At 37.6% G+C, this 16260-nt stretch carries 14 protein-coding genes; 9 read left to right on the forward strand and 5 right to left on the reverse strand.

The window, feature by feature from the left end; genetic code table 11:
- Positions 1 to 353 precede the first annotated feature (353 nt).
- Positions 354 to 1235, reverse strand: a complete 882-nt coding sequence (locus tag JUD45_RS01305; RefSeq protein ID WP_053793090.1) for a LysR substrate-binding domain-containing protein — start codon at positions 1233 to 1235, stop codon at positions 354 to 356.
- A 137-nt stretch (positions 1236 to 1372) separates the two neighbouring features.
- Between JUD45_RS01305 and JUD45_RS01310 the strand changes: the two genes are divergently transcribed.
- Entirely contained in the window at positions 1373 to 3001 is a 1629-nt protein-coding gene (locus JUD45_RS01310; RefSeq protein WP_054605938.1) for a malolactic enzyme, read from the forward strand.
- 61 nt (positions 3002 to 3062) lie between these two features.
- On the opposite strand, the gene JUD45_RS01315 is transcribed toward JUD45_RS01310, so the two are convergent.
- Complete coding sequence (locus tag JUD45_RS01315) at positions 3063 to 3830, reverse strand: methylenetetrahydrofolate reductase (protein WP_203619501.1); 768 nt, start codon at positions 3828 to 3830, stop codon at positions 3063 to 3065.
- A gap of 80 nt (positions 3831 to 3910) precedes the next feature.
- Here JUD45_RS01315 and JUD45_RS01320 point away from each other — a divergent pair, with 80 nt between their 5' ends.
- Complete coding sequence (locus tag JUD45_RS01320; protein WP_203619502.1) at positions 3911 to 4282, forward strand: GtrA family protein; 372 nt, start codon at positions 3911 to 3913, stop codon at positions 4280 to 4282.
- A 44-nt stretch (positions 4283 to 4326) separates the two neighbouring features.
- Here JUD45_RS01320 and JUD45_RS01325 read toward each other — a convergent pair whose 3' ends face one another.
- Positions 4327 to 6423 carry an AAA family ATPase gene (locus JUD45_RS01325; RefSeq protein ID WP_203619503.1) on the reverse strand — a complete coding sequence of 699 codons (2097 nt, stop codon included), beginning with the start codon at positions 6421 to 6423 and terminating at the stop codon, positions 4327 to 4329.
- A 412-nt stretch (positions 6424 to 6835) separates the two neighbouring features.
- Here JUD45_RS01325 and JUD45_RS01330 point away from each other — a divergent pair, with 412 nt between their 5' ends.
- From JUD45_RS01330 to JUD45_RS01345, 4 genes are all read left to right on the forward strand, one after another.
- Positions 6836 to 8281 (forward strand): amino acid ABC transporter substrate-binding protein/permease, encoded by a 1446-nt coding sequence (locus JUD45_RS01330; RefSeq protein WP_203619504.1) that lies wholly within the window; start codon positions 6836 to 6838, stop codon positions 8279 to 8281.
- Complete coding sequence (locus tag JUD45_RS01335) at positions 8278 to 9015, forward strand: amino acid ABC transporter ATP-binding protein (protein WP_053792184.1); 738 nt, start codon at positions 8278 to 8280, stop codon at positions 9013 to 9015. Before JUD45_RS01330 ends, JUD45_RS01335 begins: the two co-directional genes overlap by 4 nt.
- 114 nt (positions 9016 to 9129) lie before the next feature.
- Positions 9130 to 9552, forward strand: a complete 423-nt coding sequence (locus tag JUD45_RS01340) for a MarR family winged helix-turn-helix transcriptional regulator (RefSeq protein ID WP_203619505.1) — start codon at positions 9130 to 9132, stop codon at positions 9550 to 9552.
- Between the two features lie 2 nt (positions 9553 to 9554).
- Positions 9555 to 10931 (forward strand): DHA2 family efflux MFS transporter permease subunit, encoded by a 1377-nt coding sequence (locus tag JUD45_RS01345; RefSeq protein WP_203619506.1) that lies wholly within the window; start codon positions 9555 to 9557, stop codon positions 10929 to 10931.
- A gap of 43 nt (positions 10932 to 10974) precedes the next feature.
- Here JUD45_RS01345 and JUD45_RS01350 read toward each other — a convergent pair whose 3' ends face one another.
- On the reverse strand, positions 10975 to 11214 hold the full coding sequence (locus tag JUD45_RS01350; protein ID WP_034532307.1) for a hypothetical protein: 240 nt from the start codon (positions 11212 to 11214) through the stop codon (positions 10975 to 10977).
- A 148-nt stretch (positions 11215 to 11362) separates the two neighbouring features.
- Between JUD45_RS01350 and JUD45_RS01355 the strand changes: the two genes are divergently transcribed.
- Positions 11363 to 12385 carry a YeiH family protein gene (locus JUD45_RS01355; RefSeq protein WP_053792187.1) on the forward strand — a complete coding sequence of 341 codons (1023 nt, stop codon included), beginning with the start codon at positions 11363 to 11365 and terminating at the stop codon, positions 12383 to 12385.
- A gap of 34 nt (positions 12386 to 12419) precedes the next feature.
- On the opposite strand, the gene JUD45_RS01360 is transcribed toward JUD45_RS01355, so the two are convergent.
- Positions 12420 to 13796 carry an aldehyde dehydrogenase family protein gene (locus JUD45_RS01360; RefSeq protein WP_203619507.1) on the reverse strand — a complete coding sequence of 459 codons (1377 nt, stop codon included), beginning with the start codon at positions 13794 to 13796 and terminating at the stop codon, positions 12420 to 12422.
- 327 nt (positions 13797 to 14123) lie between these two features.
- Here JUD45_RS01360 and JUD45_RS01365 point away from each other — a divergent pair, with 327 nt between their 5' ends.
- Together JUD45_RS01365 and JUD45_RS01370 are read left to right on the forward strand one after the other, a co-directional pair.
- Positions 14124 to 15020 carry an ABC transporter ATP-binding protein gene (locus tag JUD45_RS01365; protein ID WP_203619528.1) on the forward strand — a complete coding sequence of 299 codons (897 nt, stop codon included), beginning with the start codon at positions 14124 to 14126 and terminating at the stop codon, positions 15018 to 15020.
- Entirely contained in the window at positions 15013 to 16257 is a 1245-nt protein-coding gene (locus JUD45_RS01370; RefSeq protein WP_203619508.1) for an ABC transporter permease, read from the forward strand. The genes JUD45_RS01365 and JUD45_RS01370 overlap by 8 nt, the downstream gene beginning before the upstream one ends.
- Positions 16258 to 16260 lie beyond the last annotated feature (3 nt).

The following is a 16260-nucleotide window of genomic DNA, read 5'->3' on the forward strand; positions in this document are numbered from 1 at the left end:
ATAAATACAATACCTGTTCCGAAGAAGCAAAGATAAAAAAGAAATTTAGTAAACGTTCTTTTGTGCTTTCAGGATTTGTTTTAGGACTAATGGTATCATCATTATTCAATATGATGATGAACAATAATGAAACTATTGCAATATTGTTATTATTATTGATATCCGCAATTATAGGCGAATGTTTATATATGATATTTTTGAAAAAAAGCGATATTCATCCCAAAATATATAAAGATCAGAAAAAACTGGCTTTTTTATTTTTCTCTACTGCAAACATCGAAATTTTACTCACAATTATTTTTTGTGTAGAAATCGCTTAATAAAAAACCTAAGCTTAAGCTTAGGTTTTTTATTTATCTTTTAAGTGAATCTCGAATTACATCTAGAACTTCCTTTTGGAAATCATTGAAGTAATGGGACTTTAGATAAACCAAGTTGGTAACAAACATTGGCATATCTTCATCTAAGAATTCCAATTTAACTACTCCATCTGGCACTTGAACCAATGAGTTAAAGAATCCAACACCAACGTTGTTGGAAATTAGACTCATGATATTGTTGGTTTCATTTGATCTGAAAATTACGTTTGGATGAAATGAATTTCTCTTCGCCAATTGGTTAAATGATTCGTTTTGGGTAAAACCTTGTTTGAATAGTACAAAGTCTTCCTTGGCTAGGTCCGCAAAGTGAATCTTTCCCTCATTGGCTAGTGGATGGTCCTTTGAAACATACGCACAGAATGGAATTCTTTCGATTTCTTCTGTCTCAATGTCTGGATCTTCCAACGGGTTGTTAGAACCTAGCAATGCTAAATCTAATTCCCCGTTCTTCAAGGCAGACTTGGTCGTTTCTGAACCATATTCATAGGTAATAATACTGTTTAATAATTTTCTTTCCTTCAAATGCTGAGCAATTGTAGGAAAGTATCTAGTTTCAATAATTGGTGGTAGCCCAATCGAAACTTTTTTGGCTTTCAAGTTGGCGATGTTACGCTTAGCAACGTCAAAATGACGAATGATTGCGCGAGCGTGGTTCAACAATTGTTTTCCACTATCGGTTACAATGAGTTCGCCATGGGTACGATGTCTAATAATCAACTTAGCGTCCATCTCTTTTTCCAATCGTTGCAGAGCAAAAGTAATGGTAGGTTGACTGACTTTAAATTCTTCTGCAACTTTCGAAAAAACTTTTAATTCTGTTAAGCTTATAAAATATTCTAGGTCTCTGGTGTTCATAAAAAACGCCTCCCAGCGCTGATATAAAAAGGTTTTATTTTTAGATATAAATTATATTTATTATAACACTAAGTTTTGACTATAAAAATACCCATGTATTATTATCTATATATAAATTATGAAAAGAGGTAAGTACTATGTCTTTTGGATATGATATTTTAAACAATCCTTTCAAGAATAAGGGTACTGCATTTACTAAAGAAGAAAGAAAAGAACTTGGTTTAGAAGGAATGCTTCCGCCATACGTTCAAACTTTACAAGAACAAGTGGATCAAGCTTACGCTCAATTCCAAAGCAAACCATCAGATTTAGAAAAACGTGTTTTCTTAATGACTCTATTTAACGAAAACCGTGTTCTATTCTACAAGTTATTCTCACAACACGTTGTTGAATTTATGCCAATCGTATACGATCCAACAATCGCTGAAACTATTGAAAACTACAGTGAACTATTCGTTCAACCACAAAACGCTACATTCTTATCAATCGATGATGATCTAGATTCAATCAAGACTTCATTAAAGAATGCTGCTGAAGGCAGAGACATTCGTCTAATCGTAGTTACTGATGCTGAAGGTATCTTAGGTATTGGTGACTGGGCTACTAACGGTGTTGATATCGCTGTTGGTAAACTAATGGTTTACACTGCCGCTGCTGGTATCGATCCTAGCCAAGTTCTACCTGTTGTGCTAGATGCTGGTACTAACAATGAAGAATTACTTAAGGACCCAATGTACTTAGGTAACAGACACGAACGTGTTTACGGTGAAAAATACCACAAGTTCGTTGATACTTTCGTAGAAGACGCTGAAGAAATGTTCCCAGAAATGTACCTACATTTCGAAGACTTCGGTCGTAGCAACGCTGCTGAAATTCTAGACAGATACAAAGACAAGTACACTGTATTCAATGATGATATCCAAGGTACTGGTATCATCGTTCTAGCAGGTATCTTAGGTGCCTTAAACATTTCTGGTGAAGAAATGAAGGACCAAACTTACGTATCATTTGGTGCAGGTTCAGCCGGTACTGGTATCGTTTCTCGTGTATACGATGAATTCGTACAACAAGGTATGGACCCAGAAGAAGCTAAGAAGCACTTCTACCTAGTTGATAAGCAAGGTCTATTGTTCGATGATGACGATACTTTGACTCCTCAACAAAAACCATTTGCTAGAAGCCGTAGCGAATTTGATAACGCAGATTCACTAACTACTCTAGAAGCAGTTGTTAAAGAAGTTCACCCAACTATCCTAGTTGGTACTTCAACTCAACCAAACACTTTCACTGAAGAAATCGTTAAGGAAATGGCTGCTCACACTGAACGTCCAATTATCTTCCCTATCTCGAACCCAACTAAGTTGGCTGAAGCTAAGGCTGAAGACTTACTAAAATGGACTGACGGTAAAGCTCTTATCGGTACTGGTATCCCAGTTAACGATATTGAATACAACGGTACTACTTACCAAATCGGTCAAGCTAACAACGCCCTTGTATACCCAGGTCTAGGTCTAGGTGCAATTGCTGCTACAGCAACTGTTCTAGATGACGAAATGATTTCCGCAGCTGCCCACTCACTTGGTGGTATTGTCGACACTGACAAACCAGGTGCTGCTGTCTTACCTCCAGTTTCTAAGTTGGATCAATTCTCAACTACTGTAGCTAAGGCCGTTGCCGATAGCGCCGTAAAACGTGGTCTTACACGTGAAGACATCAAGGATGTTGACCAAGCTATCGAAGACACTAAGTGGGAACCTAAGTATTAATCTCTCTTTTAGATGATGTGTGTATAAAAAAAAGACGCCGAAGGGCGTCTTTTTTTGTGCGCTAAATTTTATCAATGATTTTTTTCGTGTTTTCCGCATTGTTTAATGAATATAAATGAATGTGATTAGCACCAGATTGTCTAATTTGATTAATCATCCCCGCGGTGTATTGAACACCTTTTTCGCCAAACTCATCTTCATTCTGATTCATCAAAGTATTTAGTTCATCCGGTGCGGTCGAATGCGTTAAATTCAGCATCTTTTGTGCCTGTGACTTCGAGATTACCGGCATAATTCCAAACCAGATTGGCGTATCAATTTCAATTTGGTTTAAATAATCAACGTAATCATTCGCGTCAAAGCTAAACTGTGAAATAAGATTCGTGCATCCCCTTTTAATCTTTTGTCTCAACCATTTCATTTCTTCATCACTACTATTTAAGTAGCAAGTGCCCGAGATATTCACATGTGGATATTGTTGTTTGATAAATTCAACTAGTCGATCAGCATGTGGAAATGTCACCGCCGTATCATTTTTCGATAACTTATCCCCACGCAACGCCAGTACACTGTGGATACCGTGTTGTTGCATCAAATCAAGCATCTCTTGAACTCTCTTTTCATCCTTATCAATTCCGGTCAGATGAATGACGACATTAACAGATGAATTGGCATGGATGTAGTCGGCAATTTGAATGCTTTGTAGCAGGTTACCCATGTCGTGATTCCTATCGGTAATCGAGATGAATTCTGGATGTAGTTTTAATAAACCATCCAGATTATCTTTATCAATGTTGGGTGTAATCTCAAAAGAATATTGTAAGGGCATGCGAATCTCCTTTTTGATGAATTATTACTTTAATTATATACTACTATATAAGTTCAAATGATTTCACACGGAGAAGATAAATGATTAATATAATTAAACAATTTTTCAAATTTGGTATCGTTGGATTCATTAATACAGTACTAACCTATTTAATTTATACATGTTTATGGCGGATTACATCTCCTACCATTGCTATGGCAATTGGATATGGGACGACTACTTTAATTGGTTTAACCATCAATAAAAAGTGGGTATTCAAGACTGGCGGAAACGTTACTAAAACCACGATTAAATATTATTCTACCTACGTGTTCACTTGGTGTTTAACAGTCCTATTAACATATCTATTGTCTGTCTACACATCCATCAACGAACAAATTGTCCCAGTATTAACATTAATTGTGACCGTTCCAGTTAACTTTATACTAAGTAAATTATGGGTATTCAAATAAAAAAGAGGCCGTTCCTACCAAACGGTCTCTTTTTATTATTCAGATTACTTGTTTTCACTAATTACGACAGTACCATCTTCCATTTCAGCCTTTAAGTGCTTAATGTCTTCATGGTCTAGGTAGAAGTCAGTAATCTTGTCTCTAATTTCTTGTTCAACTACACGACGTAGTGGACGAGCTCCCATGGCTTCGTCGTATCCTTGTTCGATTAAGTGATTCTTAACGTCATCTGATACGACAACATCCATGTCTTTCTTAGCTAATGTAGCATTTACGTCTGCTAACATTAAGTCGATAATTTCTTTCAAGTCATCCTTTGTTAAGTGGGAGAATTCAACGATTGCGTTGAATCTGTTTAAGAATTCTGGACGGAAGTATGGAGCTAGACGATCCATTAACTTTTTGTCCTTGTCGTCTTCACCGGTAAGTGCTTCGTTACCGAAACCGGCGTTTGAAGTAGCAATTACAACGGTGTTCTTGAAGTTAACCACATTTCCTTGACCGTCTGTTAAACGACCATCGTCTAATACTTGTAATAGAAGTGTTAGCACTTGTGGGTTAGCCTTTTCGATTTCATCTAGTAATACGATTGAGTAAGGGTTTCTACGAACCTTTTCAGTCAAAGTATTGTTGTTGTCATTGTATCCAACGTATCCAGCTGAAGCACCAATCAACTTGGAAACAGCAGTTGGGTCGGAGTATTCAGACATATCTAGACGGATAATGTTGTTCTTGTTACCGAACATGTCCTTAGCTAATTGCTTAGCAAGTTCAGTCTTACCTACACCAGTAGGACCTACGAATAAGAATGAACCAATTGGACGGTTACCTTCGTCAAAACCAGCACGGTTTCTACGGATAGCACGAGCGACTGCTGCAACGGCTTCGTCTTGGCCAATTACCTTGCCCTTTAGACGGTCACCCATAGTCTTTAATCTTTCGATGTCAGTGCTGCTCATCTTAGCAACGGGGACACCAGTCAATCTTTCAACTGACTTTGCAACATCATTGACAGTAGCAGTGACTTTCTTTTCGTCACTCTTGTTGTCAATTTGCTTTTGTAGTTCTTCAATCTTGTTCTTGTGGTTTAATGCTGATTCGTAGTCTTCCTTAGCTGCAGCATCTTCTTGAGCTTTCTTTTCAGCTTCAATTTCGTCTTCGATTTGCTTTTGATCTAAGACTGGGTGTTGCGCAGCCAAGTGCGCAGCGGTCATATCTACTAGGTCAATGGCCTTGTCAGGTAGACTTCTTTGTGGAATGTATTGAACTGAGTAGTCTACTGCAGCCCTCAATACTTCGTCAGGTAAAATCACATTGTGGTGTTCTTCGTATAATGGACGAATACCCTTCAAGATTTCTAAAGTAGTTTCTTCACTTGGCGCCTTAATTTGCACTTCGTTGAAACGACGTGACAATGCAGCGTCCTTTAGAATTGTGTTTCTGTATTCATCTTGGGTAGTAGCACCGATAACGGTAATCTCACCACGAGACAATGCTGGCTTGATAATGTCTGCCAATCCCTTAGAACCACTTTCGTCGCCGGCATTACCAGCACCTAGAATTTGGTGGATTTCGTCGAAGAATAGGATAACGTTACCCTTTTCTTGGACTTCCTTAATCAAGTTTTGAATGTTTTCTTCAAAACTACCACGGTATTGAGTTCCGGCTTCTAGACCGGAGATATCAATACTAATAACTTCTTTGTTCTTAATTGATGCAGGTACGTCACCCTTAACAATTGCTTGAGCTAAACCTTCAACAACGGCAGTCTTTCCGACACCGGCGTCACCAACTAATACAGGGTTATTCTTGATTCTTCTTGATAATACTTCAGCAGTTTCTTGGATTTCCTTGTCTCTTCCAATTACTGGGTCTAACTTATTATCTCTAGCTTCTTGAGTTAAGTTTCGACCTAACTTTTCAAGAATGCCTCCCTTATTAGGTGCAGCTTTTTGTTGGGTATTAGGTTGGCCACCTTGTAATTGGCCACTTCTTCTTAGTTCTTCTAATTGTTCTGGGGTAACTTCTTGACCATTAATCATGTATCGACGTTGGGCACTTGAGTTACCTGTATCGCCTAAAAATTGGTTAAAAATTCTGTCAAAATCATCGTTAAATGGATCAAATGGACTTCTTGCCATAGTACATCCCTCACATTTCATATAATATTTTATTTTAAAATACATTAGCCAAACACGGCATGTATTAGATAAGGCTTTTGGTTGTTCTCTTATTTCCTTATCCAAAGAATATATTACCACCTAAATTACATAATTCAATACCAAATTTGACCTTTTTTGACCTTTTTCTTACATAGGACGCGAAACCCATTGATACATAAAGGATTGAGCAAAGGTAAAATTTTTATAAAGTTTTGACTTTCAATTTATACATCCATTAATATGTTATGTTTTGTGACATCAAAACTTAACTTTTTTAAAAAAATCGAGTTTTCAGATATACAACGCCCGTCCATTCTGATATGATAAAAACATACAATGTTATGAAATATAACGTGGAAAAGAAATACTACTTTGAAAAGGGGTTTTACTAATGAAGCGACATTCATCAGTAATTCGATGGTTAATGGCATTAACTGTTGGATTCGTCGTTGCATTCGGTTTATTCTCAGCACCTACTAAGACACATGCTGCAGAAAAGACTTACCAAATTGGTATGGATGTTACATTCCCACCATTTGAATTTGCAAACGACAACAATAAATATGTTGGTATCGATATTGATTTATTCAACGCAATTGCAAAAGACCAACATTTCAAAATTAACTGGAAAGCTTCCAGCTTTAGTGGATTAATTCAATCCGTTCAAGCAGGACAACTAAATGGTATGGTTGCGGGTATGTCCGTAACCCCTGAACGTAAAGGTTCATTTGATTTCTCAGATCCTTACTACAACTCAGGTGTTGTTATGGCCGTATCTCAAAATACCGACAACATTAAAGGTCTAAAGGATCTACGTGGTAAGACAGTCGCAGTTAAGACTGGTACTACCGGTGCTCAATACGCACAATCAATTCAAAAGAAATACGGATTTAAGATTAGTACTTTTGATGATTCAAGTAACGTCTACGAAGATGTGTTAACTGGTAACTCAGCTGCATGTTTCGATGACGAACCCGTATTAAAATACGGTATCAACCAAGGTACTAAATTAAAAATTGTTACTAAACCAGCTGCTGGTACTCCAGTTGCATTCGGTGTTAAAAAAGGAACTAACCAAGAACTACTAAAGAAGTTCAACGCCGGTCTAGCTCACCTAAAGAAAAACGGTGAATACAAAAAGATCATTGATAGATACTTAAACGCTAAGAAGAACACAGCAGATACTCACTCATTCTTTGGTATCTTGAAGCAAAACAAGACTTTCCTATGGCAAGGTTTCCTACAAACCCTATGGCTAACAATTGTTTCAATCTTCTTCGCTACCATCTTTGGTGTAATTTTCGGGCTATTTGGTGTTCTACCAATCAAGTTCTTCCGTTGGTTATCATCAACAGTTATCTACTTATTTAGAGGTATGCCCCTATTGGTTCTAGCATTATTCATCTACACTGGTATTCCTACATTAACTGGTACTAGAATTCCTGCTTTCGTAGCCGGTGTTATCACGTTGATGTTAGATGAAGGTGCATACATTGCTGCCTTTGTTAAGGGTGGTATTGAATCAGTTGATAAAGGTCAAATGGAAGCCGCTCGATCACTTGGTTTACCATTCGGTAAGTCAATGAGCAAGGTTATCCTACCTCAAGGTGTTAAGTTAATGGTTCCATCATTCATTAACCAATTCATCATTACCTTGAAGGATACTTCAATCCTATCAATTATCGGTATTCTAGAACTTACTCAAACTGGTAAGATTATCATCGCTAGAAACCTTGAAGGATTCAAAGTTTGGGCAATGGTTGCAATTATCTACCTAATTGTAATTACCCTATTAACTTGGCTATCAAACTGGGTAAAAAGGAGAGCTAAGATATGAGCAAAATTAAAGTAACTGATTTACACAAGCAATACGCAGACAACCATGTCTTACGTGGTGTAGATCTAGAAGTTAAAGATAACGAAGTAGTTGTTATTATCGGCCCTTCTGGTTCTGGTAAGTCAACTCTATTAAGAACTTTAAACAAGTTAGAAGAACCAACTTCAGGTTCAGTTGTTGTTCATGGTACTGACATCGCCAAAAAAGGCGTTGATATCGACAAGGTTCGTGAACAAATTGGTATGGTGTTCCAACACTTTAACCTATTTAACAACCTATCAGTTGGTAAAAACATCATGTTAGCACCTGTTGAATTAGGTAAACTATCAAAAGAAGATGCTGTAAAGCAAGCTAAGAAGTTACTACAAGTTGTTGGTTTGGAAAACAAATTCGACGCTTCAGTAAGTTCACTATCTGGTGGTCAAAAACAACGTGTTGCTATCGCTCGTGCCTTAGCAATGAACCCAGACATCATGCTATTCGATGAACCTACTTCTGCCCTTGACCCTGAAATGGTCGGTGACGTTTTAAACGTTATGAAGAAGCTAGCTAAAGAAAAAGGTATGACAATGGTTGTTGTTACCCACGAAATGGGCTTCGCCAAAGAAGTTGCTGACCGTGTGGTATTCGTTGATGACGGTATCATCCAAGAAGAAGGTACTCCAGATGAAATCTTCAACCACCCTAAGAACGATCGTCTAAAATCATTCCTATCAAAGATTTTGGAAGTCTAGTAAAAAAGAACCTCGCTTATGCGGGGTTCTTTTTTTGTGCATTTTTTGCTTGCATTTTTATTTTGTCCCTTTTATAATTGTTAGCATGCTAACAAAATCTAGGAAGTGATATTCATGACAGAAAATATTGGGAGACAGTTAAAGATTGCATCGACCCAACTCACCAAACAATTTGATAAGTTTGCGATTCAATACGATTTAACAAGTATGCAGATGTCCGTAATCGACTTCTTGACCCTATTTAAAGATCAAGAAATGTTTCAAAAAGACATCGAACACGAATTTAACATCCGTCGTTCCACCGCTTCAACGCTATTGAAACGTATGGAAGATAAGGGATTAATACGCCGTGTTGAATCGAACAAGGATGCTCGTCAAAAGCAGGTTATCCTAACCGATTTAGCTGTTCAATACGAAGACGACATTCAAAAGTTCATGGTTGAAACGCAACAACAAATCCATAGTTTCTTGTCTGATGAAGAATACGCTGCCCTAGAGAGTAGCTTAGATAAAATCATTAAAAACATGGGGGATTAATAATGGATAGCAAAATTTCATTAAAGACATTACTATCAGTCATCGCAGCTGGAATCATGTCCTTTAGTGGTGTTGTTATTGAAACTTCAATGAACATCACATTTCCGACTTTGATGCACGACTTTCATGTCGAAACCAGTACTGTTCAATGGATGACTACAATCTATTTACTAATCGTTTCAATCGTTGTACCTCTTTCTGCAATATTGAACCGTAATTTTAAAACCAAGCAATTATTTATCGTTGCCAATTTACTATTTATTCTAGGGGTTGTGTGTGACCTATTCGCCCCAACATTTACATTCTTACTAATCGGTCGTGTGATTCAAGGTTTTGGAACTGGGATCGCACTACCATTGATGTTTAACATCATCTTAGATCAAGTGCCAGCCGAAAAAATTGGTGTCATGATGGGTGTCGGTAATCTAATTACCGCTATTGCCCCTGCCGTTGGTCCTACTTTCGGCGGAATCGTGGTATCTTCAATTGGTTGGCGTTACATTTTTGCCATTCTATTGCCAGTTCTCGTGATTTCTCTAATCTTGGGTGTATTCAACATCGAACAAAAACGTGCAATTGAAAAGACAAGTCTCGACTTTGTCGGCCTAATCCTAATCGTGATTACCTTTACTGGATTAGTATATGGTTTCTCAAACATGGGCGCGGGAAAAATTCTAAGTAAAGTGGTAATTCTTCCAATCATAATTGGATTGATTGCTTTAATTACTCTTTACGTTCACTGTATTAGAAGCAAGAACGCCATCTTAGACCTATCAGTTCTTCAAAACCATAAGTTTGCTGGTCACATTGTTGGATTCTTCATCCTACAATTCATCACATTAGGCCTATCATTCATCTTGCCTAACTATGTACAAATCGTAAACCATTCATCAGCATTCATTGCCGGTTTACTAGTATTACCTGGTGCCGCAATTGGTGCAGTTTTTGCCCCACTATCCGGTAGTTTGTACGACCGTTTTGGTGCTTACAAGCCACTAGCATTAGGAATGTTATTCGGACTAATTGGTTTGGCATTATTCACCATCTTTGGTACCCACTTGAGCAATGCCATGGTTTTATGTTTCTACGTAATCTACATGCTATGCATGGGATTATCATTTGGTAACATCATGACAAGTGGATTGAGCCAACTAAATGGTGAACAAAGAACCGACGGAAACGCCGTCTTCAACACCATTCAACAAATCTCAGGTGCCATTGCCACTTCCATCGTTTCAGCTATCATTACTATCAGTCAACTAAATAATAGTAACGAAGCTATTGGGACTGCTAATGGAGCACTTCACGCTTTCATTTTATTACTAGTACTAGTGATCATCGCTAGTCTAATCTTAAACGCCGTTGTAAAGCACAAATAAAAAATAAAAAAAGCCTAACGTTTTAAACGTTAGGCTTTTTGTTTTACTTCATTTTTTTGACACTCATAAAAATTCTAGTTGCAGGATAGAATCTAACATTAAACTCATCCTTAATAGCGTTAACAATCTCGCTATCATCATTATGTTCTTCAATCATGGCACGTACTTTCACAACGTTGTCATAATTGTTCAAGATGTCTCTTACGACACCACGGTCTTTAATACTCTTGACCACTTCATAAATTGCAAAAATAAATAAAAGAATCGCAATTATATTCCACATATATAAATTATCACTCCTATTACTTATAATTATACGTGATATGTCGATATTATCAAAATCATATTAACTAAAGCTTAACAATTCAACGGTTTAGAAGGGTTGTCACACGTGATATAATTTAAATATTATAAATAAAGGAGAAATTCATATGATTGATACGATTAAAAAACGTACCATTGGATTTCTAGCTGCAGCCATTATTGCAATTATTAGTCAATTTCTTACAGCTATTATTCCAAACATCGGTGGAGCAACCATCGCAATCCTAATCGGAATCGTGTTGGGTAACACCGTTTTAAAACAACCAGTTCTAAGTGCTGGTACCAAGTTTGCTGAAAAACGATTACTGGAATACTCAGTAATGCTACTTGGTCTTACCATCACTTTTCAAACCATTCTTCAATTACACTGGTCTGGATTACTATTCATCATCATCCAAATGGCCATCACCATTATCGCTGCCATCATGATTGGTAAGTGGCTTCACTTTGGTGAAGGAATTTACCTTTGTATGGCCGGTGGTAACGCAGTTTGTGGATCATCTGCAATTGCTTCCATCAAACCAGTCATTAACGCTTCTGACGAAGATGCCGGAATGAGTATCACATTGGTAAACCTAATGGGAACCGTAATGATGCTAGCTCTTCCAGTCATTGGTACCATGGTATTTGGTCACGTTGACATGCTACGTGGTGCTTTGATTGGTGGTACCGTTCAATCAGTTGGACAAGTTATCGCCAGTGCAACAATGGTTAACCAAACTACCGTCCAATTCGCGACTCTATTCAAGATTATGCGAATCATCATGCTAGTAGTTGTGGTTACTGTGTTTGCACGCATCCACGCTAAAAACGAAGCATTAGCTAATGCCGAAAAAGAAGTTGAAGCAGAAGTGAAAAAAGGTAAGATTGATTTCCTACCATGGTACGTTCTATGGTTCTTAATCTTTTGTATCTTAAATAGTTTCTTCCACCTTCCAGCTTTCATCGGTAACACCGCTCACCTATTGAGCTCATGGTGTGAAATTATTGCGCTAGCAGCTATCGGTTTACGTCTAAACTTAAAGGCGTTCCTAAAGGCCGGAAAGCGTTTTGCAATCTACAGCGTTTCAGTTGGTCTAATTCAAACCATCGTGGCACTAATCTTAATCAAACTGTTAATTCACGCATAATAAAAAGACTAGGCAAATGCCTAGTCTTTTTTAATTACATATACTTTTTAATAAGTTCTTCAAAGTTACTATTCTTACGTGGGTAAGCAATTTTCTTAAGGTTGAGTAAATCAAAGTCAGTAACGTTATGTGAAATGGAGTTAAAGCCCCATGAACCAGTTCCTAATGTTAGTGAAGGTTCCAATCCGTTGACGATGCTACCAACACCACCTAGACAGCAAGGAGTATTGACTAGGATACGGCAGGCTTTCATCTTGATACCGAATTTGGTAATCACATCGGAATCAGTTGATCTAATTCCGGCAGTGTGACCTAATCCACCATAGTTTAGGATTGATTCTAGAGTGTCGTATGCATGGTCTGAATCAGCCACCTTATATACTGATACAACTGGTGAAAGCTTTTCACCAGAAAGTAAGTGGTCAAGACCAACTTCAGTTAGTTCAGCGGCCAATACCTTGGTGCCTTCTGGCACTTCAATTCCGGCCATGTCAGCAATTTGCTTAGCTGAACGACCAGCGATTGGTCCGTTAACACCACCAGTTTCAGGGTTAAACATAGTCTGTGCTAGCTTGTCTTGATCTGATTCAGCAATGAAGTATACACCAGCGTCACTTAGGCGTTTCTTCATGTCATCATAGATGGCTGAATCGATTACCAGACTGTTTTCAGTGGCACAAATCATACCATTATCAAAGGTCTTTGATAATACGATGTCTTTAACTGCTGCATCTAAATCTGCGGACTTTTCAACATATAATGGTGCGTTACCAGGACCCACACCTAATGCGGGTTTACCACTTGAGTAAGCGGCTTTGACCATGGAAGGTCCACCAGTCGCTAAAATCGTTGCAACACTAGGGTGGTGAATCAAGGCATTGGTTGCGTCAATGCTTGGTTCACTAATCCATTGAATTGAATTAATTGGTGCCCCTGCTTTAACGGCTGCATCTAATACAATTTCAGCTGCTTTTATTGAGGACTTCAAAGCTTGTGGATGGAAACTAAATACGATTGGGTTTCTAGTCTTCATCGCAATGATTGCCTTAAATAAAGTAGTTGAAGTTGGGTTGGTAACTGGAGTAACACCAGCTAACACCCCTAATGGTTCTGCAATTGTAACTGTCTTTGCTTCATCGTCTTCATCGATAATTCCAACAGTCTTATGATTCTTAATGAAGTTACCAATTTGACCACTGGCAAAAATGTTCTTCATTGTCTTGTCGTGAGTATTTCCACGACCAGTTTCTTCATGAGCCAATTTTGCCAATTCCGCACTGTTATCTAAACCAGCTTGGACCATTGCATCTACAATTGAGTCTACCTGTGATTGATCTAAACCTTCTAATTCAGTTAATGCATTATGTGCATTACTTACTAAATTGTTAATCATTTCATCAACTTGAACCATCAAAAACGCCCTCCTTTAATTTAGATACTACTAACGTTTTCAATTTGATTGTATCAGTGTCAACAAGGGGTTTCAACCCATTGATCGCCAGAAAAAAATTAATTTTCGCTATGTTTTTTTAAAGAAAATATCCATTTTTAATTAAAAAATAGGTCAACTTTGTTCACCTAATCACAAGTGAAAAGTGCTAGATTTAAGTGTTTTAATTTCCGCAAATTCAGTAATGATAAACATACTTGATGTCTATCTTTTGCAGGCAAAAATTAAATTTTAATTTGAATATCATTATGATATTATTAGGATATTCATAACAGAGGAGATGAGCTTATCTTAAAGATCGAAAACATTTCGAAATCATTTTCAAAAGTCCAAGCTTTAAACAACGTTTCATTTGAAGCTAAAGACGGCCAAATTCTTGGTCTAATCGGACAAAACGGTGCTGGTAAATCAACAACCTTTCACAGCATTCTTCGTTTTATCGAATTTGATGGAGAAATTACATTAAACAATCACGAAATCACCGTTAAGGACTTCAACAAAGTGGGATATCTTCCAGAAGAACGTAGTCTATTCGAAGACCTAACAATTGAAAGTCAAATTACATACTTTGCGGAACTAAAGGGCCGCGATAAAAAATGGGTCAAGGAACGCATTGACTCATGGTTAAAACGCTTCGAAGTTAAGGGAGAGGCAAAAGACAAAATTAAATCATTATCTAAGGGTAACCAACAAAAGGTACAACTAATCTGTACCCTAATTCATGAACCAAAGTTGGTAATCCTAGATGAACCATTTAGTGGTTTGGACCCTGTTAACGCCGATCTTTTAAAGAAAGAAATCATCAGAACTAAGGAAAATGGCGCTGCCATCATCTTCTCAAGTCATGACATGAACAACGTTGAAGAACTTTGTGATCACGTCGTCATGCTTAGAAACGGTAACGTTGTTTTAAACGGTAGCGTTGACGAAATCAGAAACCAATTCGGCAAGAAATATGTCTTCGTGACAACTGACATGTCTGTAAACGAACTAGCTGCACTTGATGGTGTCAGTGAAGTGGTTGCACGTGGTCATAACCGTTACAAGATTACCCTTACCGATGAAGAATATGGTAAGGCCCTCTTCAACGCCGTGAGTCGTGGCGAATACATCGAAGAATTCAGCCAACAACCGCCTACATTAGATGAAATATTTAGAGAAAAGGCGGTGGCAAAACATGCATAAGTTCAATATTGTCTTCATGAGAAACTACCTACTCCACTTAAAATCAAAGAGTTTCATCGCATTACTAGTCACTCCAATTATTTCAGTCTTAATTAGTGCTGGAATCGGTGGATTAGTCGCAGGTTCAACCAGCAACTTTGACAACTACCAAGTCGCCGTTGTCGGGGATTCAAACGTTAAAAGTGAACTAGTATCCAAGGATAAAGATTCCATTGATACCAGCATCAAGTCCGAAAGTACCGCCAAAAAGGAACTTAAGAAGGACAACATTGACGGTTACATCAAGGTTTCTAAGGAAAACAACCAATACAAAATTAATTTCGTTGGAAGTAGCTCCTTAGATAGCGACGTTAAGACTGACTTGTTATCGATTGTGAACCAAAAGCAAGCTGATATTAACGTTAAAACCAGTAATGTGACTAGCGAACAATACAAGCAATTGTCTGTAAAACCAGCATTCAAGTCATCAGTCACTGATAAGGAAAAGAAGCAAAAATCAGATCAAACATCTAGCGCAAATACAGCATCAATTTACGTATTAATCTTTATTTCCTACTTCTTTACCTTAATTTACGCTTCCATCATGTCCACCACTATCGCTAAGGAAAAAGGCACCAAGATTTCAGAAGTTATCTTCAGCAGTGTCTCACCCAGCACATACTTTAGTGGTAAAGTTGGTGCCGTGATTGCCTTGATGGCAACACAAATGTTAATTTACAGCGGTGTCGGAGTGAGTGCATACTTCATCTTGAATATGTATCCATTCTTTAACTCGCTATTCACATCCCAACACGTATTAATTAGTACGTTTATCGGTAATATATTTAGTATTAACCTACTATTCATCTTCGTTGGTCTTATAATCGCAATCGTGCTTGCAGCGATTTGTGGTTCTCTTTCGGCAAACGTTGAAGGAGCCGCCAAGTCATCTCAACCACTTGTATTCTTGATTTTATTTATCTTCGTGCTTTCATTTAATTTTGTTAATGATGGTTTTTCTGATTCAATCTTTTCACAAATCGGATCATACATCCCACTATTCTCATCATTCTTGATGCCAATTAGACTGATTAATCATGCTGCAAACTTCTTTGAAGGAATCATTTCACTATTAATTGCGATTGTCTTCATCACTTTCGTGACTTACAAGTTCTCAAATGTTTACAAGCTATTCATGCTAAATAGTGAAGAAGGTAGCTTCTTCAAACGCATTAAATCAGCTTTAAACAATAAATAAACC

Origin of the sequence: Apilactobacillus nanyangensis, assembly GCF_016861915.1 — a bacterium.
Classification (GTDB): Bacteria; Bacillota; Bacilli; order Lactobacillales; family Lactobacillaceae; genus Apilactobacillus; species Apilactobacillus nanyangensis.